The organism is Promicromonospora kroppenstedtii DSM 19349 (assembly GCF_000515355.1).
In the GTDB taxonomy this organism is placed as follows: domain Bacteria; phylum Actinomycetota; class Actinomycetes; order Actinomycetales; family Cellulomonadaceae; genus Promicromonospora; species Promicromonospora kroppenstedtii.
The window spans coordinates 7108-12085 of the sequence record NZ_KI911668.1; the positions used below are offsets into that span (position 1 = coordinate 7108).

A 4978-nucleotide genomic window follows, 5' to 3' on the forward strand; every position below is an offset into this window, starting at 1 on the left:
GCAGGCCGGGGTGCCCGGCGTGGGCTCAGACGCGGCCCACCAGGATGCGCGCGTCCGCCACCGTCACCACGGAGCCCGTGACCAGCACGCCCGTGCCGGCGGCGGCGCCCGCCGTCTCGTCGGCCTCGGCCAGGTCCGCCGCGACCTGGAGCGCCTCGTCGAGGCGGTCGGCCACGTGGACGCGCTCCTCACCGAAGACCTCGCGCGCCACCTCGGCGAGGTCCTCCGGGTCGGCGGACCGCTCCGAGGAGTTCCGGGTGACCACGATCTCGGCGATGCTCGGTTCCAGGACCGAGAGGAACCCCTCGGAGTCCTTGTCCGCCATGACGGCGACGACCGCCACGACCCGCTCCAGGTTGAACGACTCGCCGAGCGCGTCCACCAGGGCCTCGGCGCCGGCAGGGTTGTGCGCGACGTCGACCAGCACCGTGGGGCTGGAGCGCACCAGCTCGAGGCGGCCGGGGACCTTGACGTCGGCGAATCCCGCCTCGACGATCTCGGCGCCGAGCGCGCGGCCGCCGCTGATCAGGGCCTCCGTGGCCGCGAGCGCCAGCAGCGCGTTGTGCGCCTGGTGTGCCCCGTGCAGCGGCAGGAAGATCTCGGTGTAGACGCCGGCGGGCGTGCGCAGGTCGAGGAGCTGGCCGCCGACGGCGATGCGGCGGTCCACGACCTCCAGGTCGACGCCCTCGCGGATCAGGTGCGCGTTGACGGACTGCGCGCGGGCGAGGATCGGCTCGAGGGCGGCGTCGGACTGCTCGGCGACGATGGCGACGGCGTCCTTCTTGATGATCCCCGACTTCTCGGTGGCGATCTCCTCGATCGTGGACCCGAGCCAGCGCTCGTGATCCATGGCGACGGGCGTGATGACGGCGACCTCGCCGTCCACGACGTTGGTCGAGTCCCAGGTGCCGCCCATACCGACCTCGACGATCGCGACGTCGACGGGGGCGTCGGCGAACGCGGCGAAGGCCATGACGGTGAGCACCTCGAAGAAGCTCAGGCGAGGTCCGCCCTGTTCCTGCGACTCGCGGTCGGCGACGCCGATGTAGGGCGCGACGTCCTCGAAGACCTCGACGAAGCGCTCCGGGGTGAGCGGCTCGCCGTCGATCGCGATGCGCTCGGTGACGCTGGTCAGGTGCGGGGAGGTGAACCGTCCGGTGCGCAGGCCGTGCTCGCGCACCAGGCGCTCGACCATGGCGGCCGTGGAGGACTTGCCGTTGGTCCCCGTGATGTGGACGGTGCGGTAGGCGCGGTGCGGGTCTCCGAGGAGCTCGAGGACACGCTCGACGCGGGCCATGGTGGGGTCGATGTCGAATTCGGGGGCTCGTGCCGCGATCTCGCGGCGTACTGCTTCAAAGGCTTCGTCCACGAGACGAGGATAGGGTTCCGGGATCAACGTTGCCGATCTCGTTCGGGGGCTCAGCAGGTGTCGGACGAGCAGCAGACGTCGGGCGTGACGGGTGATCTCGTGGCCAGGTGGCTGGATCTGGAGCGGATCTTCAGCCAGGACCGGTACGACGGCGGGGGTCCGCCCTGGCCGTCGCCGATCACGGCGGGTGTGGCGGAACCGACACCGGGTCTGCTGGAGGTCGCCGGCACTCTGCGGCCGCACGTCGTGGTCACCGCGCCGCACGCGACCAATCACGAGCGCGAGGGCACGGCCAAGCTCGCGGACCGGGGCACCGGTGGGCTCGCCGTCCTCCTGGCCGAGCTGACCGGTTGCACGGCCCTCGTGGCCCGGGGCACGCCCGGGGACGCGAACTACGACGAGGGACATCCGCTCAAGGAGCGGCTGGCCGAGCTACGCCCGGCGGTCGTGATCGACCTGCACGGCATGCGCAGCCGGCCGGAGTCCGATGTCGACCTCGGCACGGGCTCGGGCCTGGTCCCCGCGTCAGTGGTGGTCGCGCTGGACGAGAGCGATCTTCGGGTCACGACGAACGCGGTCTTCTCCGCCATGCGTCCGACGACCGTCACCGCCTTCGCGCAGACGCTCGGGGTCGCCGCCGTCCAGGTTGAGGTCGGGGCCCACCTGAGGGTGCCGTCGGGCGCACCCGAGGAGCTGACCCGGCTGGTCGCCGCCCTGGCCGTAGCGATCGAGTGCGCGGCAGCACCTGCGCCGACCCGGTACACGGCAGTGCCCGTGAAGATCCCCTCGGGTCTGCCGACGGTCGTCGTGCATCCGCACATGCTGTCCGGGATCCACGGTCCTGTTCCGGTCACCGTGGCGACCGACGATCACTCCACCGTGGCCTGGGCGTGGAGTGCCGCCGCCGAGGGTGTCCCCGAGGTTGCCCGCGGCCTCCTGCCCGAGGAGATGGGCGCGAGCCGAGGGCTGACTGACGCCGTGAACGGCGCCACCGAGCTCTCCCTTCGGGTGCCGCCGATCGCACCGCTGCGGACGAGCGCCGCGCTCGCCCGCGACATGCCGGCGGCCGACGAGGTACAAGTGAACCCTGCCGACCTGGTCCCTGGCACCTACCTCCTGGTGCGGAACGGGGTCACGGCCTGGGTTCGTGCGGTGGCGCGCGGTCACGTCCGGCGGGGCACGGTCCGGCTCGCCTACCAGCTTCGTCTCCTCATCGCCGCGGACGGCGCCGCGGACGACTCCTCCGTGGCGCTCGTGGCAGCACTGCCCGAAGTGATCCGGACCCGGGCACAGGGCCCGTGGTTCAGGCGGTTCGGCGCGGCGGTCGACACCGTGCTGGAACATCTGTGGCGTGCGCTGTTCCGCGCACCGGAGTTCTCCGCACGTGTGGTCCAGGCGCACGCCGGTGACGACGGAGCCCCGGTCGTCACTCTGCACCCCGCGGTGTTCGACCGCATCGGGGTCGAGTCGGGTCAGCAGGTGCTCGTCCGCTGGGGTGGCCGGGAGGTCGCCGCGCTGGCCGTCGCCGACCACGACCCGCCCGAGACCGGGGTGCCACCCGAGCCGATCAAGAGGGTGCAGCGGGTCAACCGCCTGTGGCCCCACCTGCCCGAGGGCATGTCGCCGCACGTGGTGGTCCGCATGTCGTCCCGGCTCCGTGGTGACCTGGGCGCACCGGTGGCGACCGTTGTCACGGTGCGACGCCGGCTGCGGCCGGTCCTGGTCGGCAACCTCAACGCCCTGGTGGTCCCCCTGGCCAGCCTCGTGCTCGCCGGCGCGGCCCTGCCCGACCCGCACTGGGTCATGCTGGGCCTGGGAACGGCGGTGATGTCCGTGTTCGCGCTCGCGCGCCTGCGCATCCCGCAGCCCCGGAGCGGAGCCCGGGTCGACAAGGGCTGGGTCGAGGAGATGGCCGACGCCGGTCGTGGAGCCGGTCCTGGCGGTGAGAAGGTGGGCCGGTGACCGCCCAGCATCTGCCCGGAGACCGCGCCTTCTTCGAGGAGTGGAGCACCAAGCGACCGGGTGAACGCCGGTCGTTGGACCGGGCGCGCGCCGTGGGCAACGCCCTTGGCACCTGGGATGCGACGCCGCCCGTGCTCGTCGTGGTCGGGTCCAAGGGCAAGGGCACGGCGGCCGTGCACGCGGCCGCGACGCTGTCCGCCACGTGGGTCGACGACAGCCGCCTGGCCCACGTGGGGCTGGTCTCCTCACCAGGACTACGGACGAACCGCGAGCGCGTGCGGCTGGACGGCCAAGCTGTCTCCACCGAGGAGTACGAGGAGATGGCGCAGGGGCTGTCCCGGGCTCGGGCCGCCGTCCCCGCGGCCGGCTCCGGCTACCTGTCACCGACCGGGGCGTTCACGGTCACGGGAGCGGCCTGGGCGGCGGCGCACGGCGCCGACGTGCTCGTGCTGGAGGAAGGCCTGGGCGGCCTGTCCGACGAGGTGAGCCTGTTCGATCCGGCCGTAGTCGCCGTGACGCGGGTGTTCTACGAGCACGGCGATCTGCTCGGCCCCACGCTGGGTGACGTGGCACGCGACCTGCTCGGCGTCGTCGGACCCGCGACGCGCACGATCGTCACGGTGGAACAGGCCGCCGAGGTGACCTCGATCATCGAGGAGGTCGCGGCGAGGCACGGCGCGGACCTCGTGACCCTTGGTGCCGGCTCGACGACGTCGGTTCCCGCCGGGCTGGCGTCGCTCACCCGGATGAACGCGACCGTCGGGGAGGCCGCGGCGCGTGCCCTTGCCGCCGTCCAGGGCTGGCGGGTGGACGACCACTTGGCCACGACCACGCTCGCGAGCGTGCACATCCCGGGTCGGCTGAGCCGGCACACCCTCGACGGGACTCCCGTCATGGTCGACGGCGCGATCTCGCCCGAGGGTGTCGCCGCCGCCGTCACCCACTACCTGCGGTGGCACGGAGCGCTGGACACCGTCGTGGCGAGCTTCCCGGACACGAAGGATGTCGAGGCCTGCTTCGCCGAGCTCCGTGCGTTCGACCGAGTAATCCCGGCGCGCGCGGACGACTACCTGAGGTTCACGGCGGCCGAGGCCCTGCACGGCGGGGTCGTGGATGCGCGGACCGCCATCGCGCGCGGGATAGAGGGCGCACGGGCCGGCGGTGGTGGTTGCCTGCTGATCGGTACGCAGTCCTACGTGGGCATCGTGCTGGACGAGCTGGACGTCGAGACGGGTACGGCGTACCTGGCTTCGTCGCCCCGGCCGTACTGACCGAGATTCACCACGCCCCGGCCGACCACAACCCGCCCCAGACGGTCGCGCACCGCCTGCTGAACCCCGGTCAGTCCCCCGACCTGCAGCTGCGCACCACACGCGTGTGTTGCGGCTTTTCACCCCGTCGAGAACGATGACTTCGCCGCATCGGACGAGATGCGCAGGGGTTCGTCGAGGGGGAACCAGCAGCATGGGACGAAAGAGCACGGTGCAGCGCACGGTCGTCATGGGGGTCGCGGCGGCGGCACTCGCGATCACGGTCCAGGCCTCGGCGGCCGGGGCCCCGGCCGCCCCAGAGCGACCGGCACAAGGCCGGCCAGCCCAGACGCAAGCCGTGCAGGCCGCCGTCGACCACACCGCGCACGCCGCCACC

Annotated in this window: 4 protein-coding genes; 3 read left to right on the forward strand and 1 reads right to left on the reverse strand. The window is 72.6% G+C overall.

Translation table 11 applies throughout. The annotated features are described in order from the left end of the window. Window positions 1–25: 25 nt before the first annotated feature. Window positions 26–1369, reverse strand: coding sequence for a bifunctional folylpolyglutamate synthase/dihydrofolate synthase (locus PROKR_RS13245; protein ID WP_245605817.1), 1344 nt, complete (start codon window positions 1367–1369; stop codon window positions 26–28). Between the two features lie 57 nt (window positions 1370–1426). On the opposite strand from PROKR_RS13245, the gene PROKR_RS13250 reads away from it, so the two are divergent. The 3 genes from PROKR_RS13250 to PROKR_RS36930 form a co-directional block, all read left to right on the forward strand. After that, window positions 1427–3331, forward strand: coding sequence for a hypothetical protein (locus PROKR_RS13250; RefSeq protein WP_036963983.1), 1905 nt, complete (start codon window positions 1427–1429; stop codon window positions 3329–3331). Then, entirely contained in the window at window positions 3328–4602 is a 1275-nt protein-coding gene (locus PROKR_RS13255) for a folylpolyglutamate synthase/dihydrofolate synthase family protein (protein ID WP_051432961.1), read from the forward strand. The genes PROKR_RS13250 and PROKR_RS13255 overlap by 4 nt, the downstream gene beginning before the upstream one ends. A 193-nt stretch (window positions 4603–4795) precedes the next feature. Then, window positions 4796–4978 (forward strand): hypothetical protein (locus PROKR_RS36930; protein ID WP_211240129.1); only part of this gene is annotated, 183 nt, incomplete at its 3' end.